General features: G+C 63.5%; 18 protein-coding genes. 9 read left to right on the plus strand and 9 right to left on the minus strand.

The window, feature by feature from the left end; genetic code table 11:
* Window positions 1-29: 29 nt before the first annotated feature.
* Entirely contained in the window at window positions 30-350 is a 321-nt protein-coding gene (locus QA643_RS30255) for a hypothetical protein (RefSeq protein WP_283029319.1), read from the minus strand.
* Between the two features lie 207 nt (window positions 351-557).
* Between QA643_RS30255 and QA643_RS30260 the strand changes: the two genes are divergently transcribed.
* The 4 genes from QA643_RS30260 to QA643_RS30275 all read left to right on the plus strand — a co-directional run bounded on the left by QA643_RS30260 (window position 558) and on the right by QA643_RS30275 (window position 4,446).
* Window positions 558-1,049 (plus strand): DUF302 domain-containing protein, encoded by a 492-nt coding sequence (locus QA643_RS30260; protein ID WP_283029320.1) that lies wholly within the window; start codon window positions 558-560, stop codon window positions 1,047-1,049.
* A 78-nt stretch (window positions 1,050-1,127) separates the two neighbouring features.
* Window positions 1,128-2,489: an NAD(P)/FAD-dependent oxidoreductase gene (locus QA643_RS30265; protein ID WP_283029321.1), complete on the plus strand. Its 1,362-nt coding sequence runs from the start codon at window positions 1,128-1,130 to the stop codon at window positions 2,487-2,489.
* A 115-nt stretch (window positions 2,490-2,604) separates the two neighbouring features.
* The gene (locus QA643_RS30270; RefSeq protein ID WP_283029322.1) at window positions 2,605-3,096 is read left to right on the plus strand and encodes a cupin domain-containing protein; all 492 of its coding nucleotides are present in this window, start codon (window positions 2,605-2,607) and stop codon (window positions 3,094-3,096) included.
* 120 nt (window positions 3,097-3,216) lie between these two features.
* Window positions 3,217-4,446 (plus strand): MFS transporter, encoded by a 1,230-nt coding sequence (locus QA643_RS30275; RefSeq protein ID WP_283029323.1) that lies wholly within the window; start codon window positions 3,217-3,219, stop codon window positions 4,444-4,446.
* Here QA643_RS30275 and QA643_RS30280 read toward each other — a convergent pair.
* The 4 genes from QA643_RS30280 to QA643_RS30295 all read right to left on the minus strand — a co-directional run bounded on the left by QA643_RS30280 (window position 4,409) and on the right by QA643_RS30295 (window position 10,293).
* Window positions 4,409-5,647 carry an MFS transporter gene (locus tag QA643_RS30280; RefSeq protein ID WP_283029324.1) on the minus strand — a complete coding sequence of 413 codons (1,239 nt, stop codon included), beginning with the start codon at window positions 5,645-5,647 and terminating at the stop codon, window positions 4,409-4,411. The genes QA643_RS30275 and QA643_RS30280 overlap by 38 nt on opposite strands.
* A gap of 89 nt (window positions 5,648-5,736) precedes the next feature.
* Window positions 5,737-6,222 carry a PRC-barrel domain-containing protein gene (locus tag QA643_RS30285; protein ID WP_283029325.1) on the minus strand — a complete coding sequence of 162 codons (486 nt, stop codon included), beginning with the start codon at window positions 6,220-6,222 and terminating at the stop codon, window positions 5,737-5,739.
* Window positions 6,223-6,263: 41 nt separating this feature from the next.
* Window positions 6,264-8,462 carry an amylo-alpha-1,6-glucosidase gene (locus QA643_RS30290; RefSeq protein ID WP_283029326.1) on the minus strand — a complete coding sequence of 733 codons (2,199 nt, stop codon included), beginning with the start codon at window positions 8,460-8,462 and terminating at the stop codon, window positions 6,264-6,266.
* Between the two features lie 67 nt (window positions 8,463-8,529).
* Window positions 8,530-10,293, minus strand: coding sequence for an ABC transporter ATP-binding protein (locus QA643_RS30295; RefSeq protein WP_283029327.1), 1,764 nt, complete (start codon window positions 10,291-10,293; stop codon window positions 8,530-8,532).
* Between the two features lie 304 nt (window positions 10,294-10,597).
* On the opposite strand from QA643_RS30295, the gene QA643_RS30300 reads away from it, so the two are divergent.
* Complete coding sequence (locus QA643_RS30300) at window positions 10,598-11,668, plus strand: glycosyltransferase family 4 protein (protein ID WP_283034976.1); 1,071 nt, start codon at window positions 10,598-10,600, stop codon at window positions 11,666-11,668.
* Between the two features lie 140 nt (window positions 11,669-11,808).
* On the opposite strand, the gene QA643_RS30305 is transcribed toward QA643_RS30300, so the two are convergent.
* The 4 genes from QA643_RS30305 to QA643_RS30320 form a co-directional block, all read right to left on the minus strand.
* Window positions 11,809-13,755 (minus strand): alkyl sulfatase dimerization domain-containing protein, encoded by a 1,947-nt coding sequence (locus tag QA643_RS30305; RefSeq protein WP_283029328.1) that lies wholly within the window; start codon window positions 13,753-13,755, stop codon window positions 11,809-11,811.
* Between the two features lie 39 nt (window positions 13,756-13,794).
* A complete protein-coding gene (locus tag QA643_RS30310; protein WP_283029329.1) occupies window positions 13,795-15,615 on the minus strand; it encodes an NAD(P)/FAD-dependent oxidoreductase in 1,821 nt (606 codons plus the stop codon).
* A gap of 172 nt (window positions 15,616-15,787) precedes the next feature.
* Window positions 15,788-16,216, minus strand: coding sequence for a DUF1772 domain-containing protein (locus QA643_RS30315; RefSeq protein WP_283029330.1), 429 nt, complete (start codon window positions 16,214-16,216; stop codon window positions 15,788-15,790).
* Window positions 16,217-16,435: 219 nt separating this feature from the next.
* On the minus strand, window positions 16,436-17,440 hold the full coding sequence (locus tag QA643_RS30320) for an ABC transporter substrate-binding protein (protein WP_283029331.1): 1,005 nt from the start codon (window positions 17,438-17,440) through the stop codon (window positions 16,436-16,438).
* 98 nt (window positions 17,441-17,538) lie between these two features.
* Between QA643_RS30320 and QA643_RS30325 the strand changes: the two genes are divergently transcribed.
* The 4 genes from QA643_RS30325 (at window position 17,539) to QA643_RS30340 (ending at window position 20,910) form a co-directional block, all read left to right on the plus strand.
* Window positions 17,539-18,186 carry a TetR/AcrR family transcriptional regulator gene (locus QA643_RS30325; RefSeq protein WP_283029332.1) on the plus strand — a complete coding sequence of 216 codons (648 nt, stop codon included), beginning with the start codon at window positions 17,539-17,541 and terminating at the stop codon, window positions 18,184-18,186.
* Between the two features lie 90 nt (window positions 18,187-18,276).
* Window positions 18,277-19,047 (plus strand): ABC transporter permease, encoded by a 771-nt coding sequence (locus tag QA643_RS30330; RefSeq protein WP_283029333.1) that lies wholly within the window; start codon window positions 18,277-18,279, stop codon window positions 19,045-19,047.
* Window positions 19,048-19,061: 14 nt separating this feature from the next.
* A complete protein-coding gene (locus QA643_RS30335) occupies window positions 19,062-20,099 on the plus strand; it encodes an NAD(P)-dependent oxidoreductase (protein WP_349253303.1) in 1,038 nt (345 codons plus the stop codon).
* Entirely contained in the window at window positions 20,086-20,910 is an 825-nt protein-coding gene (locus QA643_RS30340; RefSeq protein WP_283029335.1) for a GNAT family N-acetyltransferase, read from the plus strand. The genes QA643_RS30335 and QA643_RS30340 overlap by 14 nt, the downstream gene beginning before the upstream one ends.
* Window positions 20,911-20,918 lie beyond the last annotated feature (8 nt).

Genomic DNA, 20,918 nt, shown 5'->3' on the forward strand with positions numbered 1-20,918 from the left:
GGGCTGCCCGGACGTCGCAGCGGGCTTGGTCAGGGAATGTAGAAGTTGCCGGTCGGATCGAGCATGCCCGAAGCCGAATAGAGCTGGCCGTTGTTCATGAAGAACACGGTGTTGTCAGGCACCTTCCTGGCGTTCTTCATCATCGCGTCGTGGTTCTTGGCGGTCGCGGCCATCGCCATCGCCGACATCTTGCCGGGGCCGCCATACATGTAGGCCATGCCGGATTTGAATTCCCAGGCGCCTTGCGAGAAGGCGGCGGTGGCAACAGTGGCAAACGCCGCGGCGGCGATCAGGGTCTTGGAAAAGGTCTTCATCGGAAATTCCTCCGTCTGGATGGTGACGCCCGCCATTCGGGCGCTGCCGCATCTGAGACGGAACCGACCGACAAGAGAAATGCCGTTGCCCAATCGGTTCGATAGCCGTGGCGTATTGAGACCCGGCCGATACTCCGCCGCTATCGACTCCAGAGCGAATGCGCATTTCAGCTTGGGCGGCCAAACCTTCATCCTGTCCGCGACGGCATGCGCAGGCATGCACCCATCGACAGGAGATTTCCGATGACTAGTCATTTGACGAACCGCCTTGCAAATTTCTGTGCCTCGCTGCTGCTGGCCTCGCTGATTCTCTCTGTTGTCTCCGCCGCGCGCGCTGACAGCGACGATGGCATCGTCCGCGTCAAGAGCGCCGTGCCGATGGCCGAGGCAATCACCCGCATCAAGGCGGACATCGCGGCAAAGGGCATCAAGTTCTTCATGGAGATCGACCAATCGAAGCTCGCGGCGGACGCCGGCATCAAGCTGCGGCCCTCGACGCTGCTGGTGTTCGGCAATCCGCCGCTCGGAACCCAGTTCATCACCTCGAACCCGAATGCCGGGCTCGACTGGCCGGTTCGCCTGCTGCTCACTCAGGACGACAATGGCGACGTCTGGGCGGTCTGGACTGATTTCGGCTGGATCGCGAAGCGCCATAACATCAGGAATCGCAGCGCGCAGTTCGAAATGGCCACCAAGGTCGTCGGCTCGATCACGTCGACGATTGCGACGAGATAGCCGAGCGGCCAGCTCACCTGGCGTCGTCAGGCCGCCTCGCGCGGCCTGATGGTCGATGCGAACAGAAGGGTTGCTTCGATGGTACGAGAGAAATTCGATGTGGTCATTCTGGGCGGCGGCAACGCCGGCATCGGCGTAACCGGACCCGTTCGGCACGCCGGCATGTCGGTCGCGATGATCGAGGCGGATCTGCTTGGCGGCACCTGCCCGAACCGCGGCTGCACGCCGAAGAAGGTGCTGGTCGCCGCCGGCCACGCGCTGCACGAAATCGAACGCGCATCCATCCATCGCATCGCGATCGGCAAGCCGAAACTCGACTGGGCCGCGCTGATCGACCGTGAGAAGGACATGATCAAGGATATCCCCGCCAATCTCGCCCGCTCGATGGCCAGGCGCCAGGTCGAGGTCATCAGCGGGCGCGGCGTCTTCACCGGGCCGAACACCGTCCGTGTAGGCGACCGCGAACTCCACGCCGGACATATCGTGATTGCGACGGGATCCAGGCCGCGGCCGCTGCCGATTCCCGGCGCTGAACTCATGATCACGTCGGATGACATGCTGAGCGAACGCGAACTGCCCGGCTCGGTCATCTTCATCGGCGGCGGCGTGATCGCACTGGAATTCGGCCACATCTATGCCCGCGCCGGCGCCGAGGTCACGATCCTCGAAGCGCTGCCGCAACTGCTGCCCGCGATGGATTCCGACGCCGTCGCACGCCTGCAGGCCGAGAGCGAACGCATCGGCATCCGGGTCAAGACCGCCATCCGCGTCAAGCGTATCGAAAGGATGAACGGCCGCCTGCGCGTGATCTTCGATGACGGGACGACCGAACATGCGGCCGAGGCCGACCGCGTCGTCAACGGCGCCGGCCGCATTGCCAATATCGATGCACTCGATCTCGCAGCAGGCCAGGTCGAGCACGGCAACGGCCGCATCGCGATCGACCGGCACCTGCGATCGGTCTCCAACCCCAACGTCTACGTTTGCGGCGACGCGGTACCGACCTCGCCGCAGCTATCGCCGATCGCGACCTATGAGGGCGACATTGTCGGCCGCAACATTGTCGAAGGTCCGAAATTCAGTCCCGACTATGCCAGCATGGCGACCTCGGTCTACACGGTGCCGCCGCTCGCTTCGGTCGGCCTGACGGAGGCCGCCGTCCGGCAGAAGGGGCTGGTCGTCAACGTTCACGTCAACGACATGCTCGGCTGGTTCTCGGCGAAGACCTATGCCGAGACTGTAGCCTGGTCGAAGGTGATCGTCGATCGGTCGACCGATCGCATCATCGGCGCCCATATCGTCGGACATGCCGGACAGGAACTCATCAACATTTTTGGGCTGGCGATGCGCTTTGGCATTACCGCAAGCCAGATCCGGGACAATGTCTACGCCTATCCGACGTTCTCCTCCGATCTCAAGCATATGCTCGGCCACACATAGCGCGGCGCTATCGAGTCGAGAGCCAACCGGCATTTCCTCCCGCCCGCGATTTCCATGATGGTGATGACGTAGCCGCCCGGACAGTTCGGGGCCGAGACAAACAGAGGAGACCACGATGTTCTATTCAAACGTCACGTCACGCCATATCCGGCAAAGCCTCGCGCTTGCCACCCTCGTCGCCGGCGCGTTTGTCGCGACATCCGGAGCCGTCGCGGGCGAATGCCCGGCCGGCAAAATGCAGGCGAATGTCCGCCCGATGGTCGACCAAAAGGCGGTCGGCGTTACCGACGTCACGCTCGGTGCGATCGATCTCGAGAAGCAGCCGGCCAATATTCGGGACCGCGAGCTGCGCTTCCGCAAGCTGACGATCGAGCCCGGCGGCATCGTGCCCTGGCACAGCCATGACGACCGCCCGGCGCTGATCTTCGTCCAGCAGGGCGAGATCGTCGAATATGCCAGCAATTGCTCGGAGCCGATCGTGCACAAGGCCGGTGAGATCAGGCCGGAGGTCGCCGGCACCTCGCACTGGTGGAAGAATCTCGGCAAGGAAACCGTCGTTCTCTATGTCGGCGATGTTCGCAAGGACCCGCACGACCACAACATGTAATCGGTTGTAACGAGCGCCCACCCGACGTCTCGTTGCCGGATGTGACGGCCTGGGGTCGCCGTGTCGCCCCACGCCCAGCCGTCACATCCCTCTTTCTCGAAAACGACGTTGAGGAGTGTCATGGCCGACATCGCCGCACAGATGAAATCCGAAGCGGCGGCAATGCCGAATCACTCGCCAGGTGTCGTGCTGCGATCCCTGATCATCGGACTTACTGCGTTTCTGACCGTGGTCGATCTGTTCGCGACGCAGGCGATCCTTCCCTCGCTGACCCGGCATTACAACGTCACCCCTGCGGCGATGGGCATCGCGGTCAATGCCAGCACCATCGGCATGGCCGCCGCCGGCCTCGTCGTCGGCTTTCTGAGCCCGCATATCGATCGCCGGCTCGGCATTCTCGTCAGCCTTGTCATGCTGGCCTTTCCCACCGCCTCCCTGGCCATCGCGCCCAATCTGACGACGTTCACGCTGCTGCGGATCGTGCAGGGTCTCTGTATGGCCTCGGCGTTTGCGTTGACGCTGGCCTATCTCGGCGAGCAATGCAGCGCAGCCGATGCGGGCGGCGCGTTCGCGGCCTATATTACCGGCAACGTCGCCAGCAACCTGGTGGGCCGGTTGGTATCGGCCGCGATGGCAGATACGTTCGGGCTGGCTTCGAACTTCTATTTCTTCGCCCTGCTCAATCTTGCCGGCGCCGTACTGGTGTATTTCACCATCGCCCGAGTGCAGCCGATGCATACGATGCCCACAGTGCAATCACCGTTCGCGGCATCCCTCGCGCATTGGCGCAACCCTGCCCTGTCGTCTGCCTTTGCCATCGGCTTCTGCATCCTGTTTGCCTTCATCGGCACGTTCACCTTCGTCAATTTCGTCCTGGTGCGCCCGCCGCTGTCGCTCGGACGGATGGATCTGGGCTTCGTCTATCTCGTCTTCGCGCCGTCCGTGGTTACGACGCTGCTCGCCGGCACGGCGGTGGCGCGCTTTGGCACGCGGCGGGCGATCTGGAGCGCGCTTGCGCTCGCTGCCCTCGGCTTGCCGCTGATGCTGTCTTCGCATCTTGCGGAAGTGCTGGCCGGCATGGTGCTGATCGGCGTCGGTACGTTTTTCGCGCAGGCCTGCGCCACCGGCTTTGTCGGGCTGGCCGCCCGCGACTACCGCGGCATCGCCAGCGGAACCTATCTAGCCTGCTATTTCCTGGGCGGACTCGCCGGCAGCGCCGTGCTGGGCCTGTTGTTCGACCGCTTTGGGTGGCCCGCCTGCGTCGCGGGGGTCGGCGCAGCGCTTTGTGTCGCGGCGCTGCTCGCCGCGCGCCTCAGGCTTGATCCTCCGTCCGCCTCGTCTCCGGCATGAACAACCATATGACCGTCAGGCCGAGGGCCGCAATCCCGGCCAAGCCGGTAAAGGCGATGCTGCTGCCAAAAGTGTCGCTGATATAGCCGGCCAGCACCGTGCTCAGCGACGCGCCAATGCCGGTCGCGGTGCCAACAACGCCTTGCGCCAGATTGAAGTGACCGCTGCCGAACGCGACATCGGCCACGATCAGCGGCACCATTACGCTGAGCACGGCCGCGGTGATGCCGTCGAACACCTGCACGGCGACCAGAAGATAGGGATCGCGGACAACGGCAAACAGCAGGCCGCGGATTGCCAGCGCGCCGAACGCCAGCAACAGCAGCGGCCGCCGTCCCCAGATCTGCGCCTTGCGCCCGACCGAGGGTGAGGTCAACGCCACAATGGCCTGCGGCACGATGATACAGGCCGCGATCAGGACCGGCGCCCATTGGCTCGACCGCGTCGTGACCACACCGGCCATCAGCGGCAGCATCGCCGCATTGGCGAGCTGAAACAGCAGCACGCCGCCGGCAAAGATCAGCAGCGGCCGCTGCCGCAGCAGATGGAAAACGCTGGTGGCTTCCTTGTCGGGAACCTCGCGCACCACAGCGCCGTGCGACTGCGCCACGTCGATTTCCTGCTCGCGGATCCGCGACAGCGCCAGCAAGGTTGGGATGGCCAGAAGAAAGGTGACGATGAATACCGACCGGTTCGAGGCCAGGTAACCCACGGCCCCCATCAGCGCCGCCGCCGAGCCGTTGCCGAGCGATGCGAAGCGCGCGTTGCGCCCGAGCCGCTCCCCAATCGCGTATGGGCCGACCAGGCCGAGGCTGATCGCGGCAATCGCCGGCCCCAGCACGCAACTCGCCAGCGCATGCAGCGTCGCCGCCGCAGTCACCACCGGAAAGATTGGCCACAACGCATAAGCCAACGCGCAGCAGCCGATGGTGGCAACCGCCAGCCCCGCCATCAGCCGCTCGGACCGCGCAGCATCGACGATGGCGCCGCCCGGCATCTGCCCGAGCAAGCCGATGATGCCGCCGATCGACAGCACGAAGCCGATCTCGACCTGCGTCCATTTCTGCGTGGTCAGATAGACCGCAATGAACGGACCGAATCCGGTTTGCACGTCGGCGAGAAAGAAGATGAACCAGTCGAGGCCGCGCTGGCTCTCGCGCGAGGGTTTTGGCCTTTTCCCGGGCGGGGGCGGAAGCGGCACGACGTCGCCCGTACCGGCAGATCGCCCATGGCGATCGTCGGCCATCCGGTCCAGCGATGGGGACGGACGCGCGACCAGATTACGGCTCCCTAATGATCAAAGTCCCACGGCTGCAAACGGCCGGCTGCACCGAGGACGATAACGGGTGCGTCCTCCTTGTATTCAGGCGCCGCCGCCACCTGAGCCTTGGTCAGTTCAAGCGTGATGCTGTCCTTCTTGTTGGCGACGCCGCCGAAACGCAGCGCTCCCCAATCGACGACGATCTTCCGGCTGCCGACGCCGAGAAAGCCGCCGAAATCGATCACCGCGGCGCGCACGTTACCTTCGCGATCCACGATCACGTCGACGACGCGTCCCATATCCTCGTTCGCCGCGCTGCGGACCTCGCGGCCGAGGATGCCGTGAGCATCTCTGGCGCCGATCACCGTGACCGATGGCGGCGGCGGAGGCTCCTTGGTCGCATCCGCCGGCGCGGTACGCGCCCCCTGTGTCGTCCCGGTATCCTGCGCGACGGCGGCCGCCGGGCCCGCCGCGAGACCGGCTATCAGAACTGCAGTGAGAATACCGATGCGCATGAGGCCCTCCGACTTTTACATGCATGAGCCGCGCATGGCTGCTAATGCGTCAATACGATCGACACCTGAATATGGCCGCGGGTTCGCACCACTTCGAGCGACACTTCATCGCCGTGACGGCGGACCCTCAAGTCGACGCTGGAAGGCCCGAGCTGCAGGTCGCGCAGCACCACCTCGTTGAGGAATTCCGGCAGACGCGGATCGCGCAGGCGGATCTCGCCGCGCGCGGCATCGAATTCGAGGCCGAGCGCCGCTTCCAGCAGCGTGAACGGCGTCGCGCTGGCCCAGGCCTGCGGCGCGCAGGCGACGGGGTAGAGCACCGGCCCGCGCCGCCTTTCGCGCTGGAACCCACAGAACAGTTCCGGCAGACGCCGCAGGTCCATGTAACTTGCGGTGTCGAACAGGCCCTTGAACAGGTGCGCGACCGAATGCTTCAAGCCATAGCGCGCGAAGCCGAGCGCAATCAGCGCATTATCGTGCGGCCAGATCGATCCGTCATGATAGGACATCGGGTTATAGCGGGCCTCGCCGCGCGCAATGGTGCGAATGCCCCACCCGGAGAAGAATTTCGGACTCATGAGATCGGCCGCGACCAGTCGCGCGCGATCGGTTCGTACCATGCCGGTGAAGAGAAGCTGGCCGGCATTCGAGCTTCGTACCTTGCATTGCCGCTTGGCCCCGTCGAGCGCCAGCGCGTAGGTGCCGAGCTCTTCGCACCAGTAGGCTTCCTCGAAGCGGTCGGCGAGCAGCAGCGCTTCGGATTCCAGCTTCGCCGCCATCTCGATCAGTCCGAGCCGCCGGGCGCAGCGCGACGCCAGCCGCTTGCCGGCAAAGACATAGCCCTGCACCTCGGCCAGCGCGATATAGCCTTCGGCAAGCTGTCCATCGGCATGGAAGATCGCATCATGGGAATCCTTCCATCCCTGGTTGGCGAGTCCCTGCTCGGTGGCGCGCTGATATTCGACGAAGCCGTCGCGATCGGGATCGCCGGGGCCGTCGATCCATTGCAGCGCCGCTTCGATCGCAGGCCACAACTCTCTCAGCGTCTCCTCGTCGCCGGTGCGTTCGACATAGAGGCCGGCCAGCAGGACGAACAGCGAGGTCGAATCGACACTGCCGTAATATTGCGCGAACGGCACCTCGCGCAGCGTGGCCATCTCACCGCCGCGCATTTCGTGCAGGATCTTGCCGGGCTCGGCGTCGGCCAGCGGATCGGTGGTCTTGGCCTGGAAGAAAGCAAGCCGCCGCAGCACGCCCTGAGCGATGCGCGGATCGACCCACAGCATCTGCAGCGCAGTGATCAGTCCGTCGCGGCCGAACGTGGTCGAATACCAGGGAATGCCGGCATAGGGGTACCGCCCCTGCGGCGTTTCGGTCATGAGCATGTTGAGGTCGGCCATCGCCTGGCACAGCACCTCGTTGAAGATGTTGTTCGACGTCTCGATGCTCGCCGCGCCCGACGTCGAGCGCCGCATCTCGCGGCGGTGCGCCAGGAGGCCGCGGAAGAACGGCGCGGGCTTCTGCATGATCGGCTTGTTGCAGGACACAGTGACGAACAGCGCGATCACTTCCTTCGGCGCCAGCTCGAAATGATAGGTTGCCGAATTGACGGCGAGCCTCGTCGGCCGAGGCTCGAAATGCAGCGCTGTGATGCGGATCTGGCTGTCGAGCCCGTGATACTCCAGCACGACATCGGAGGGACCGAGCAGGCGGCTGGAGCCGACGCCCCGGCGCGGCCGGCGCTCGCCGCGCACCTCGAACAGATCGGCGAAATCATTGTCGAACAACAGCGTCAGGTCGAAGCTCGCCGGCCGGTCGCCGTGATTTTGCAGCGCGATCCGCTGATAGGCCGTGCCGCGCCACAGAAAGATCGAACGCACGATGTGCAGCGTATCCTTCGGCAGCACCAGGCGACCGTTGCGGTAGACGTCGGAATTGGTGAGATCGATGGTCAGCGCCGAATTGTCGTCGCGCAGGTTGGAGCCGAGCAACAGCGGCTGGACTTCGTCGAGCACCATCTCGAGACGGGCGAGATAGCGCGTATCGGCGTTGAACAGACCGTCGGGGCCGCCGGCCGACGCGCCGATGTCGCCGTGGCTGTCCAGTACGATGAAGGTGTCGTCATGCTTGAGCGAGCGGCGCTGCCGCGTCGCGGGGCCCGTCATCGGGATGTAGAACGGCGATTCCGCGACGTGTTCGGCAGCCTCAATGGTGATGAGTTGCGTGACTTCGGCTGTCATTTGGACCTCAAGCAATCTTCTTGCGCGGTGATGGACGCAATCGAGACACAAACGCTACTGCCGTAGTTCAAGCCGCATGGCTGGCGAGACGGCCCAGTTCACGCGCGATCAATTCGCGGTACGGGCCCCTTCCCTGCACGAGAATATCCGGCGGCCCGTCTTCGATGATCCGTCCGCCCTGCAACACCACCACACGGTCGAAATTGCGCAAGGTGGCGAGACGGTGGGCGATGGCGATCACGGTACGCCCGCGCATCAGCCGCGACAATGCCTCGCGGATCGCCTCCTCGGACTCGCTGTCGAGCGCCGCGGTCGCCTCGTCCAGCAGCAGGATCGGGGCGTCCTTCAGGAAGGCACGCGCAATCGCGATCCGCTGCCGCTGTCCGCCGGAGACCTTGATGCCGCGATCGCCGACGATGGTCGCCATGCCCTCGGGCAGATTCTCGATGAAATCACAGCGCGCCGCAATCGCCGCGCGCAGCACCTCGTCATCGGTCGCGTTGGGCCGGCCATAGCGGATATTTTCCATGATCGAGCGATGGAACAGCGAAATGTCCTGCGGCACCACGGAGATCGCCTCGCGCAGGCTCTGCTGGGTTACCCGCGAAATGTCTTGACCGTCGATGGTGATGCTGCCGCGCTGAATGTCGTAGAAGCGCTGCAGCAGCATGAACAGCGTGGATTTCCCGCCGCCGGAATGGCCGACCAGCCCGACCCGCTGCCCCGGCTGAATGCGCAGGGAGAACTTCTCGAACACCTGGGAGCCGCCGGGATAGTGGAATGCGACGTTGTTGAAGGCCACCGCAGCGCCGCTGCGGATCAGCGGCTCGGCCTCGGGATGGTCCTTGAGCTCGTGCGGCAATAGCAGCGTCGCGATTGCCTCGGTCAGGCGCGCGACGTGCTGGGTCACATCGACCAGCGCCACCGCGAGGTCGCGCGTCGCGCTCAGGATCGATAGGCCAAGCGTACAGACCAGCACGACGTCGCCGGTGGTTGCGCCGCCGCTCTGCCAGAGCGTGATGGCCCATGCGAGCAGCGCAATCGTCAGCACGATGGTCACGACCGCGTGAAGAAGCCGCAGCTTTTCCAGATAGCGCAGGCTACGTCCGCGGGCGTCGAGTTCCCTCTCGACCGTGGCATCGAAGCGGTCGTGTTCGTAGCTGAGGCCGCAAAAGGCGCGGACCAGCGGCAAATTGCTGATGACGTCGACCATCTCGCCATCCACCGCAGCCGCCTTGTCGGCAAAATCGTCGTGCAGCGGCTTGCCCGCCGCAGCGAGGCGGAACATCGCCATCAGCATGATGGCTGCGATGACGATCAGGCCTGCAGACATTGCAAGGCTCACCGTTCCGATCAACAGGATCGCCGAAACCGTCGCAATGCACGGCGGCAACACATTCCAGACGAACATGTTTTCAACGGTGAAGACGGCATTCGACGTCGCCGTGATGCGGCTGGTCAGCATGCCTGGCAGCCGATCGGAGAAATAGCTGGGGGCATGCCCTGTCAGATGACGGAACATGTCACGCCGGAGATCACCGGTGACGCCGACGAAGGTGAAGCTCGCGATCCAGCTCGCCACCCGCCACAACAGATTGTCGGCTGCAATCAGCGACATGAGAAAAACGAATGCCAGCCATACGTTGCCCGCGTGCGACTGGCCGGCGGTCAGGCTGTCGACAAGATTTTTCACGCCATATTGCGTGCCCACCGAACAGGCAACCGCTGCCACGACCGCCGACACAATGATGATGTGGGCCGCGCGACGCTGGCGCAGATAGCGCAACACGAATGGAAAGGGACGTCGCGCATACCCTGAGAGATTGTCCATGAGTTCCGCAAACCTCTTGAGAGTGAAGAAGAATCTCTAACGCCTGCCGCACACGACGACGTGAAGAGTGTTGTTTCGGATTTCCATGCGCGCGGCCATCAACGCGCAACAATTCTGCAGCATCGAGATAGCCGTAAATCTGTTTCTGTCAGATGGCATCAGCAAGACAGCCGTGTGGAGGAAGCAAGATGTGCAGCACATTGGAACTTCGCAGATGCCAGAACGTTCCCGTTGTCGGCACGCTGGTGTCGGTTGCGGGCAGAGGGCTTCATTCAAACCACCAATCCAAACAGGAGACGGAAAGATGCGCATCGCGCAGGTCGCCCCGCTGACGGAGGCTGTTCCCCCCAAACTGTACGGCGGCACCGAGCGGGTCGTGCACTGGCTGACTGAAGAACTGGTAGCGCTAGGACATGACGTCACGTTATTCGCCAGCGGCGATTCACATACCTCGGCGAAACTGGACGCGGGTTGGCCAAAGGCGCTGCGCCTCGACGGCTCGGTCCGGGATCCTAACGCACTGCACATGGAGATGCTGGAGCGCGTGCGGCAGAAATGCGACGATGAAGAGTTCGATTTTCTGCACTTTCATCTCGACTACTATCCATTCTCACTGTTTTACCGGCAGCCGACTCCTTTCCTGACTACGCTGCACGGCAGACTCGACCTACCGGAGCACCAGCCGGTCTTCAACACCTTCTCCAAAATCCCTGTGATATCGATTTCCAACGCGCAGCGTAGGCCGGTACCGCAAGCCAACTGGGTGCGGACCATTCACCATGGATTGCCGGAAGACCTGCTGACGCCGCAGCAGGTGAAGCCTTCCTATTTCGCCGTGCTCGGCCGGATCGCGCCGGAAAAGGGCGTCGACCGCGCCATCCGGATCGCCACCCGATGCGGCATTCCGCTCAAGATCGCAGCAAAGGTCGATCGCGCCGACCAGGAATATTACGATGAATTGATCTCGCCGCTCATCAAGGCCAATCCGCTAGTCGAATACATCGGCGAGATCAGCGACCGCGAGAAATCCGATTTCCTCTCTGGCGCGATCGGCCTTCTGGTCCCGATCGACTGGCCCGAACCGTTCGGTCTCGTGATGATCGAAGCGATGGCCTGCGGCACGCCGGTTATTGCCTATAACCGCGGATCAGTCCCGGAAATCATCGATGCCGGCCTCACCGGCTTTGTCGTCGAGGATGAAACCAGCGCGGTCGGTGTGGTTGATCGTCTCATCGCGCTGGATCGGACAGCCATCCGCAAGCAATTCGAAACCCGCTTCACCGCGCGGCGCATGGCGCTCGATTATCTTGCCGCCTATCGCAACCTGACGGAGCAGGCCGAGCCGCGGATCAAGCTGGTCAGCAGCGCGGAGTAGTTTTTCCGCGCGTTCATCGTCATTGCGAGGCGCGCAAGCGACGAAGCAATCCATCTATCCGGGAAGGAAGGAAGCATGGATTGCTTCGCGGAGCTTGTCATCGGGCGCACATTCGTGCGACCCGTTGGCTCGCAATGACGTCAGGAGACCATCGTCCGCTTCGGCTCAACGATCTCGAACATTCGCGGAAACTCGTCCATCAGCGACATCAGTTCGGCAAGCCGCATCGGGTTGCCGGTGACTGCGATCCGACCACCACTGACCGCTTCCGGAAACGTCGTCAGCCTGGCGATCACCTCATCGAGCACGCTGCGCGGCAGCGTGAAGCCGGCATCGGCGTCGGACGCCTGTGCGCCGGCGACATAGGTCAACGCGGCGTTCTCCAGGTTGAGAATGAAGCTCTCGCCGGTATCGGTGAAATTCCAGTTCAACACGATGCGCTTGCCTTCGGCCTTCGGGCCGTTGAGGCGGACGCCGAGCACGTCCCAGAGCTGCTCGGTGCGCAGCGCAGCGAGCGTCTCGCGCGGCATTGTCGAGCGCGGCGGCGTCTTCGGCATGCCCTGCCGCAATTCCTGCGCGCCGAACAGATAGGCGTTGCGCCAGGTCGCACTCTCCGAGGCATAGCCGAGCTGCTCGAACGTATCGGCCAGCATCGCGCGCGCGGCCTGGTTGTCCGGTTCGGCGAACACCAAATGGCTCAGCGCTTGAGCGACAAAGCGGAATTCGCCCTTGGCAAAATCCGCGCGTGCCCGGGCGAGAATCGCGTCCGCGCCACCCATATACTCGACATATTTCTTGCCTGACTCCAGCGGCGGCAGCCGATCGAGGTTAACGGGATTGGCGTCGTACCAGCCGAGATATTTCTGGTAGATCGCCTTCACATTGTGCCTGATGTGACCGTAATAGCCGCGGCCGTGCCAGGCGCCCTCGAGGCTTTCGGGCAGCCGGATGGTCTCCGCGATTTCGCTCGCCGTCAGCCCGTGGTTCATGAGGCGGATGGTCTGGTCATGCGCGAATTTATAGAGATCGCGCTGCTGGCGGATCATGGTGTCGATCCGCTCCTGCCCCCAGACCGGCCAATGATGCTGACCGCACATCGCATCCGCCTTGCCGCCCCACATCTGCAAGGCCTCGCCGAGATATTTCGACCACGCCAGCGCATCGCGTACGTCGGCACCGCGGAACGGCAGCAGATTGTGGAAATTATGCGTGCAGTTTTCCGCCAGATTGAGCAGCTTGTAGCGGGCGATAAAGAAATGCATCTCCGCCGGCGCTTCGCTGTTCGGCGCCATCTGGAATTCGAACTCGACGCCGTCGATCGTCCGCCTGTCGCCGGTCGTCATGATCAGATCGGTCGGTCGCACCAGCGCGACCCCTCCCGCCGCCATGGTCTTGCCGAGCCCGCAATCGACCTGGCCGCGCACGCCCTTGGCCAGGAACGGCCCGAACTGATATTGCGCGCGCCGCAGCATCGCAGGGCCGGCGATGATGTTTTCGGAGACCGCGTGCTCCATGAACAGGTTGGGCGCGATGATCGGCACCGTGCCGCCGGCTAGCAGCTCATCGCCGAGCACGCCGCGCGCGCCACCCCAATGGTCGGTGTGGGTATGGGTGAAGATGACGGCCGTCACCGGCCGTTCGCCACGATGCTGGAAATAGAGCTCCATCGCGGCCCGCGCGCCTTCGATCGAGGTCAGCGTATCCACCACGATGACGCCGCGCTCGCCCTCGATCAGCGTCATGTTGGCGATGTCGAGCCCGCGGACCTGGTAGACGCCGGGCAACACCTCGAACAGCCCATGATGCATGTTGAGCCGCGACTGCCGCCACAGGCTAGGATCGACCGTCGGCGGCGCCGCTTCCGCCGACAGGAAGCCGTAGGGCTCGAGGCTCCAGACCGTCCTGCCCTGCGGCGAAACGATCTTCGCGTTTTCCACCGTGCCGAGGAAGCCGCGCGCCGCGTCGTCGAAATCGCGCGTGTCGGAGAACGGCAGCGCCTTCAGTGTCGCGGCGTGCTGCGCAACGACGGGAGCAGTCGCTTCCTTCGGCATTTCCTTTGATGCTTCGATCGGGGCTGCCTGGTTCATTGTCGTGTACTCCTTGCACGGAAAACCAAAATCGCCAGATCAGCGAAAGGCGATCCCCTCGAACTGGCCACTGTTGCGCCAGCCCTCGATATATTTGAAATAGGCCATCGGCCCCGCGGGGTAGCCGACATTGAGCTTGGCCGCCGGACCTGGCTCGCGCCCTTCATTGTTATAGTAGCCGGGCGTGCAATCGGGCGAGCCGATCATGCGGCCAGCGCCGGTCATCAGCAATTCGACCCACTGGTTCTCGGCTTCCTTGCTGACTTCGATTTCCTTGAACCCGTTCGCCTGCGCATGCCGCACCATCAGCGCGATCGTCTTTGCGGCATCGGTGAGATTGTGCGGAACGTTGGAGATGAGATTGGCGCCCTGCGCCGGCTGCACGAAGAACGCGTTCGGGAAACCGTGGACATGAACGCCGTGCTTGCTGCGCATGCCCGACGCCCAATGGTCCGACAGCTTGACGCCGCCGCGGCCGACGAGATCGAAGCCGGCGCGCCGCCTGTATTCGGTGCCGACCTCGAAGCCCGATGCGTAGATGATGCAATCGAGTGGATATTCCCTGCCCGCGACGACGATACCGTTCGCGGTGATGCGCTCGACGCCCTTGCCGTCGGTATCGACCAGATGCGTGCCCGGCGTGTTGAAGGCTTGCAGGTAAGCGTCGTGGAAGCAGGGCCGCTTGCAGAGCTGGCGATACCAGGCCTTGAGCTTGGCCGCGGTTTCGCGGTCCTGCACGATGGCGTCGCACCGCGCGCGGATTTCCTCCATCTTCTCGAAATCGGAATCCTCGAACGCCGCCAGCATGTTTTGTGGGGTGCGCTGCTCACGTGGCAGGTCCAAGACCTTGGCGCGGATGCGCCGCGACAGATCGGTCCAGCCATCCTGCACCAGATCCTCTTCCGCCGAGCCGCCGGCCTGGTTCGCGGTGAAATTCTCCAGCCAGCGCTGCTGCCAGCCCGATGTCGCGATCCCCGCAAACCATTCTGGATCGATCGGCGCATTGGCTCTGACGTCGACCGAGGACGGCGTGCGCTGGAAGACGTAGAGCTCCCTGCAGGCGCGCGCGAGGTGCGGCACGCACTGCACGGACGTGGCGCCGGTCCCGATGATGCCGACGCGCTTGTCGGCGAGCTTCTCCATCAGCGCGCCCGACGGATCACCGCCGGTGTAATCATAGTCCCAGCGGCTGGTGTGGAACGAGTGCCCCTTGAACGACTCGATGCCGGCAATGCCCGGAAGTTTTGGCACGTGCAGCGGCCCGGTGCCCATGCCGACGAACTGCGCGGTAAAATCATCGCCGCGGCTGGTGCGGATGCGCCAGCACGATCTTGCTTCGTCCCAATCGAGGCTCACCACCTCGGTATGAAACAGCGCGTTGTCGTAGAGGCCGTATTGCCGGCCGATGCGCTGGCAGTGCGCGAGGATTTCCGGCGCATGCGCGTATTTCTCCGACGGCATGTGCCCGGTTTCCTCGAGCAGCGGCATGTAGACCATCGACGCGGTATCGCATTGCGCACCCGGATAGCGATTCCAGTACCAGGTGCCACCGAAATCGCCGCCCTTTTCGATGATGCGGACATCCTTCACACCGGCTTCCGAGAGCCGCGCTGCGGTAACCAGCCCGGCAAAGCCGCCGCCGACGAAGGCGAAGGTGACGTGATCAGTCTTCGGCTCACGCGGAGCAACGGGCGTATAGGGATCATCGAGATAATGCGCGAGCTGCCCCGCGACGCGCAGATACTGATCGTTGCCGTCGGGACGCAGCCGCTTGTTGCGCTCCTCGAGGTATTTTTGCCGCAGCCGCTCCTTGTCAATCGAGGGTCTTTGCGAGGCCGGGGCTTGTTCGGTCATTGTCATCAGGAGCGCCTTTCGGGAAATTTCGAGAGTGCTGTCATCAGCGCCGCTCAAGCGGCATCATGCCGCGCCGGCTTGCGGTTGCCAACATCTCAGGCAAGCCGATGTCGCTCGCGGATCTCGCAGCGCCGATTAAGGATCGCGACCGCGGGCATGGCGCTGCAGTGAGGCGGCGCTAGTTCAGCGCCCAGAGATAGGCCAATGTCGCCGCAATCCCGAGAGCCGTCCTGACCGCGTGCAGGCCTCCCCACTTCACGATCAGCGCGCGCGATTGCGGGCCGGCATCATCGTCGGCAATTGCCTTCAACGCCTGGTTTGTCGGCATGATGCCGAGCAGCGTATACGGCCAGTTGGCGAGAATCAGCACCGCGCCGACGATCCAGCGCCAATCCCAGGTCGCCCAGGCCGCGATCAGACCGAGCACGCCCGAAATCACCGCGCCAGTCGCTTGCATCTGAAGGCCCCGGTCGTAGCTCGGTTTCCACTGCTTCAGGAGGGCCCGATCATCGAGACCGAGCCGCGCCGGCTGCTCGGCGAAACCGACATAGAACGCGGCCCCGGCGAACGCAGCGGCGACGATCATCGCAAGCTGTCCTGCAAACATGGCCCACTCCTATGGTTCGTCTATACGGGACGACAATGTGCCTTTAACGGCAGGGCTCTATCGTGGTTTCCGGGAGCCCGGCGCGGAGAGCCGAAGTGAATCTATCAGCTCCACCACCGTCATTGCGAGCGAAGCGAAGCAATCCATCTCTCCGCGCGGGGATAGATGGATTGCTTCGTCGCTTCGCTCCTCGCAATAATGGCCGGGAAAGCGGTCGCCCTACTTCTTCACCTTGCTGGCATCCATCTTGACGGACTGATCCAGCATCTTGGTCGAGAACGCCGTGTTCACGTCAAACGGCTTTTCCATGCCGAGATAGGTCTGCACCAGCTCGTAATCCTTCTTCATGCGCTCGGCATCGATCCAGCCTAGCGCCTTGGTCGTGGTGAATTCGTCCGTCATCAGGAACTTGATGCGCTCCCACTGGCGCTGCTGGTTTTCCTTGTCGAGGCCGGAGGCCTGGTCGAGCAGCGCCTTCAGGCAGGGCTCAACGTCGGCGACGCAGGCGGCATAGGCCTTCTGGCTGATCTTGACGAATTCCTCGACCAGCTTCGGGTTCTTCGCCAGATACGCGCCGTTGACGATCAGCGAGTTGCCGTAGGGATTGAGGCCGATGTCCTTCCAGTTGATGTAGCCGAGATCGCCGCCGAACTCGATCACCTTGAGGTCGTGCTCGTTGTAGAAATCGCTGATGATATCCACCGTGTGGGCCTTCAGCGCCGCGATCTTGGCGGTCGGGCCGACATTGACGAAATTCACGGAGTCGGGCGCGATGCCGGCGGCCTTGGCAAAGGCCGGCCACATCACCCGCGAGGCATCGCCGGGCGGATTGCCGATCTTGTGGTTCGGAAAATCCTTCGGCCCGTTCACGCCGTAGCTCTTCAGCCAGTAGAAGGTCTGCCCGGTGTTGGCGTAGATGCTCATCAAAGCCACGACGTCGGCGCCCTTGCTCTTGGCCACCAGGGCGGTTGCGAGATCGGCGATACCGAACGGCGAGCCGCCGGAGCCGACCTTCAGCGAGGAGACGCCGGAGCCCTTGCCGACCTCGATCGTGAGATCGATCCCGGCTTTCTCATACCAGCCCTGCGACTTGGCGTAATAGAACGGCGAATGGTCCGCCGTCGGCGTCCAGTTCAGGATCAGGTTGACGGCCTCGCCCGCCATAGAAGGCGCAGCCGGTAGGGCAAGCGCAAGTGCCAGTCCCGCAATTCGCAAAGCCTTCATTGCACCCTCCTCGTTCTGCAACCGATCTTGTCGCCGCGCATCCGTGACGCTACCAATGCAACTCAGGACAAGACGAGTTGTCAACTATTTGGTTGGAAATGCCCAAAAAACGATCCGATGCCTCAAAGCCGCAGCGGCGCGATCCGGCCGCCACCCGCAGGAAACTATTGACGGCGGCGCGGCGGGAATTTGCCAGTAGCGGCCTTGCCGGGGCCCGGGTCGACGAGATCGCCGCGCGCGCAGGCGTCAACAAGCAGCTCGTCTATCACTATTTCGGCGACAAGGACGCGCTCTATCTGGCCGTGCTGGAATGGGTTTATGAGGAAATCCGCGCCCAGGAACGCAAACTCAACCTCGAGGGATTGCCGCCGGAACAGGCCATCAAGAAGCTGATCGAAAGTTCCTTCGATCACCTTGCTGCGCATCCCGACTTCATCGTGCTGCTGAACGACGAAAACCGCGGCGGTGCCCGCCATGTGCGCGGCTCGCGCAAGCTGGAAGCCATGCATTCGCCGCTGGTCAGCATGGTCTCCACCATCCTCTCCGAGGGCGTCAAGGCCGGAATATTCCGCAAAGGGATCAATCCGGTGCATCTCTATATCTCGATCGCCGGGCTGAGCTACTTCTACTTCTCCAACACGCCGACGCTATCGGCGATCTTCGGCAAGGATCTGTCGAGCAAGGCTGCCCGGCAGGCCCGCCGCAAGCATGTGGTCGATCTGGTGATGCATTCGCTGCGCCCCTAATCAACCAGATGGTTGATTGTCGGAGGAGCCCGCGATAGATTGGCGTCACGCGGCCGGGAACTCAGGCCCCACGCGAAAGGAGCCCCAACGGTGTTCAGCGGAGATGGCGGATCGGCACGATCTTTCGCGATCATCCTGATCGTGCATCTCGCCGTGATCGTGCTCTGGCAGGTGCTGGTCGGTGCCTTCCAGGTGCCGAAATTCATCCTGCCCTCGCCGCTTGCGACCATCAAGACGCTGGCCTCGCCAAGCTATGCCTGGCTTTCCAATCTCGCGGTGACGGCGGCCGAAATTCTCGGCGGCTTCTGCCTCGGCGCACTGGTCGGCGTCGCGCTGGCCGTCATATTCACCTGGTCGCCGCTGGTCAGCCTGTTGCTGCTGCCGCTGTTCGTAACGCTGAACATGATTCCGAAGGTGGCGCTCGGGCCGCTGTTCATCGTCTGGTTCTCCTACGGCATCTTTCCTAACATCCTGATCGCGTTTTCGATCTGCTTCTTTCCGATCCTGCTGACGACCGCGCGCGGCCTGAGCGAGGTCGAGCCTGATCTACTGGATCTCGTGAAATCGCTGCGTGGCTCGCGCTGGACGCTGTTCCGGAAGATCCAGTTGCCGGGCGCGCTGCCTTACGTGTTTTCGGGAATGAAGGTCGGCGCGATCCTGGCGGTTGCCGGCGCCATCGTCGGCGAGTTCATCGCCTCCGAGCGGGGGCTCGGCTATCTCATGATCCAGGTGCAGTCGTCGCTGGATACGCCCGCGATGGTGATGGCGGTGGTGCTGCTGACGCTACTCGGCGTGGCGCTATATGGCCTCGTGCTCGGCCTCGAGCGGATGTTCGTCGTTCGCGACATCCGCCTGCAATAAGACAGGGAATGAACATGCTCTTGAGCCGCGAAAACCTGCCGCAGACGATTGCCGATGTCACCGCACTCGACGACTTGCTCTGCCGCCCGAGCCAGGCACTGATCGATGATCTCCGCAAGGTCGACGGCGACATCATGATCCTGGGTGTTGCCGGCAAGATGGGACCGACGCTGGCGGGCCTCGCCAAAGCGGCCGCGCCAGAGCGCCGCGTGATCGGCGTCGCCCGCTTCAGCGACCCCACCGTAAAGGACTGGCTGCAGGCGCGCGGCGTCGAGACCGTCAATTGCGACCTGCTCGATGAAGCCGCCATCAAGGCGCTGCCGAAGGTTGCGAACATCGTGTTCATGGCGGGCCGCAAATTCGGCGCCGAGGGTGATCTGTCGCTAACCTGGGCGATGAATTCGCACGTTCCTGCCCTGGTCGCGCAGGCCTTTTCATCTTCGCGCATCGTCGCCTTCTCGACCGGCTGCGTCTATCCCTTCGTGCCGGTGGACGGCAAGGGCTCGACCGAAGATATGCCTCCCAATCCGCCCGGCGAATACGCGCAATCCTGCGTCGGGCGCGAGCGCATGTTCGAATATTTCTCGAAGAAGTATTCCACTCCCGGGCGGCTGTTCCGGCTCAATTACGCGATCGACATGCGCTACGGTGTGCTGCACGACATCGCGAGCAAGGTGCTGCAGGGCAAGCCGATCGATGTCAGCCTCGGCCATGTCAATTTCATCTGGCAGGGCGATGCGTCGGCGCAGGCGCTGCGCTGCCTCGCTTATTGCGATACCCCGACCTCGCCGATCAATGTCAGCGGCCATGAAATCCTCGCCGTGCGCGATCTCGCGGCGAAATTCGGTCAGCGCTTTGGCCGTGCGCCCGTGATCGTCGGCAATGAAGAGCCGACGGCCTGGCTAACTGACACATCCCGGGCGGTGAAACTGTTCGGCCTTCCTGTTGTCGATACGGAGCAGCTCATCAGCTGGACCGCCGACTGGGTTGCGCGCTCCATGCCGAGCCTCGGCAAGCCCACCAAGTACGAGGTGCGTGATGGCCGCTATTGAGCCGATCGACATCGTCGAGCTCGGTATCGCCGATGCGCAGGCCGGGCTTGTGCTGTCGACCGAGGCGGGCTGGAACCAGAACGAGGCCGACTGGCGCGTTTTCCTTAGCCACGGAATCGTGTTCGGCGTGCGCGATAGCGGCCGGCTGGTCGCGACCGCAGCGCTATTGCCCTATTCCGCCGGCAACGCCTGGATCAGCATGGTGCTGGTGACGGCGGACTCTCGCCGCCGCGGCATCGCGACGAAGCTCGTCGATGCCTGCCTCGACGCGGCGAAACGGCGCGGCCTGACGACCTGGCTGGATGCAACGCCGGCCGGCGCCACCGTCTATGGTCCACTCGGCTTCATGCCGACCCTGCAATTGCGGCGGCTGCGGCTGGAGCAGCCGCAGACCGACAAGGCGACGCGACCATTATCGGCGGGCAGCCTCGATGCCCTGGCCACGCGCGATAGCCGGGCCATGGGGTTCGACCGCAGCACGTTGCTGTCGGAATTTGCAGCTCGCCCCCGTTCCCGCATTGTGTCTGGCGAGCGAGCCATGGCCCTCGTCCGCGATGGGCGCGCCGCGCGGCACATCGGTCCGGTGCTGGCCGATCGCGCCGATCAGGCGTTAGGACTGGTGGATGCCATCGTCCGCTCCGAGAGCGGGCCCTGGCTGATCGATGCCGTCCACGCTCAGGACGAATTTTTAGAAGGGCTCGTCCACGCCGGCTGGAACATCGAGCGGCCGTTCCAGCGCATGCGCTTTGGCAAAGCGGCCGCCGCGCCCGCACAACTGCCGTTCGCCGTCGCCGGTCCGGAATTTGGATAGGAAGCGCC

It is taken from the genome of Bradyrhizobium sp. CB3481, from assembly GCF_029714305.1.
Classification (GTDB): domain Bacteria; phylum Pseudomonadota; class Alphaproteobacteria; order Rhizobiales; family Xanthobacteraceae; genus Bradyrhizobium.

Coding starts and splice junctions, on each gene's coding strand:
- QA643_RS30255 (WP_283029319.1), bottom strand. CDS start 350: ATGGCGGGCGTCACCATCCAGACGGAGGAATTTCCGATGAAGACCTTT.
- QA643_RS30260 (WP_283029320.1), top strand. CDS start 558: ATGACTAGTCATTTGACGAACCGCCTTGCAAATTTCTGTGCCTCGCTG.
- QA643_RS30265 (WP_283029321.1), top strand. CDS start 1,128: ATGGTACGAGAGAAATTCGATGTGGTCATTCTGGGCGGCGGCAACGCC.
- QA643_RS30270 (WP_283029322.1), top strand. CDS start 2,605: ATGTTCTATTCAAACGTCACGTCACGCCATATCCGGCAAAGCCTCGCG.
- QA643_RS30275 (WP_283029323.1), top strand. CDS start 3,217: ATGGCCGACATCGCCGCACAGATGAAATCCGAAGCGGCGGCAATGCCG.
- QA643_RS30285 (WP_283029325.1), bottom strand. CDS start 6,222: ATGCGCATCGGTATTCTCACTGCAGTTCTGATAGCCGGTCTCGCGGCG.
- QA643_RS30290 (WP_283029326.1), bottom strand. CDS start 8,462: ATGACAGCCGAAGTCACGCAACTCATCACCATTGAGGCTGCCGAACAC.
- QA643_RS30295 (WP_283029327.1), bottom strand. CDS start 10,293: ATGGACAATCTCTCAGGGTATGCGCGACGTCCCTTTCCATTCGTGTTG.
- QA643_RS30300 (WP_283034976.1), top strand. CDS start 10,598: ATGCGCATCGCGCAGGTCGCCCCGCTGACGGAGGCTGTTCCCCCCAAA.
- QA643_RS30305 (WP_283029328.1), bottom strand. CDS start 13,755: ATGAACCAGGCAGCCCCGATCGAAGCATCAAAGGAAATGCCGAAGGAA.
- QA643_RS30310 (WP_283029329.1), bottom strand. CDS start 15,615: ATGACAATGACCGAACAAGCCCCGGCCTCGCAAAGACCCTCGATTGAC.
- QA643_RS30315 (WP_283029330.1), bottom strand. CDS start 16,216: ATGTTTGCAGGACAGCTTGCGATGATCGTCGCCGCTGCGTTCGCCGGG.
- QA643_RS30320 (WP_283029331.1), bottom strand. CDS start 17,440: ATGAAGGCTTTGCGAATTGCGGGACTGGCACTTGCGCTTGCCCTACCG.
- QA643_RS30325 (WP_283029332.1), top strand. CDS start 17,539: ATGCCCAAAAAACGATCCGATGCCTCAAAGCCGCAGCGGCGCGATCCG.
- QA643_RS30335 (WP_349253303.1), top strand. CDS start 19,062: ATGCTCTTGAGCCGCGAAAACCTGCCGCAGACGATTGCCGATGTCACC.
- QA643_RS30340 (WP_283029335.1), top strand. CDS start 20,086: ATGGCCGCTATTGAGCCGATCGACATCGTCGAGCTCGGTATCGCCGAT.